Source organism: Rhizobium sp. S152, assembly GCF_030380735.1.
In the GTDB taxonomy this organism is placed as follows: Bacteria; Pseudomonadota; Alphaproteobacteria; order Rhizobiales; family Rhizobiaceae; genus Rhizobium.
The window spans coordinates 1-741 of record NZ_JAUDRZ010000013.1; the positions used below are offsets into that span (position 1 = coordinate 1).

1 protein-coding gene is annotated in these 741 nt (G+C 61.4%); it reads right to left on the minus strand.

Going from position 1 to position 741, the window contains the following annotated elements; genetic code table 11:
* The coding region (locus tag QTL95_RS15830) for an IS4 family transposase (RefSeq protein ID WP_289720909.1) at positions 1-638 on the minus strand (638 nt) is incomplete at its 3' end.
* Between the last annotated feature and the right edge of the window lie 103 nt (positions 639-741).

A 741-nucleotide genomic window follows, 5' to 3' on the forward strand; every position in this document is an offset into this window, starting at 1 on the left:
GACTTGAAGCGGGTGACGATGCGGCAGCCGGCCTTGTCCATCCTGGCCCACCAGCCGAAGTCGTAATAGCCGAGATCGAAGACATAGGTGGCACCCTGCTCGATCGGCATGGCCTTGGCGGCGGTGATGTCGTTGACATTGGCCGGCGTCACCGCCGCATAGATCGGCCGTTCGGCATCCGCGTCGTAGACGATATGGACCTTGGCGCCGCAGGCCTGGTGGGAGAAACGCGCCCATTGCGTGCCTGCGCCTGAAAGACGGACGCTGGTTGCGTCGATCAAATAGGTTGCCTCGCTCACCGCCCGGCGCAAGCCGCGTCCGGCACCGGCCACCATCTGCGAAAACAGGCCGGCGAAGACGGCGCTCGGGCGCAGGCGGTTGGCGTCGGAAAGCGTCGAGCGAGAGGCCGGCTTTGCCCCGACATGATAGAGCCGCGAAGAATGGCTTTCCAGGCCACCGACGATCTCGCGCAGGCTGACCGCACCGGCCAATTGCCCATACAAAAGCGCAACGAACTGGCTCTTGGTCGATAGCCGCCGGACATGCTTGTCGGCCCCATGTTCATCCACAAGCCGCTCGAAGGCAGCCCATGGAACACGCTTCAAAAGATCATGAAAGACGCTATTGTGATGCCGCACGGGGTTGTTCCTCTTTCGTGTCCGAGATCGTCGCCAAACGTTCGAATACGAGTAGAATCAACACCGTGCGCCTTGTCCATCCAATTTAAACCGGACAGCAGTG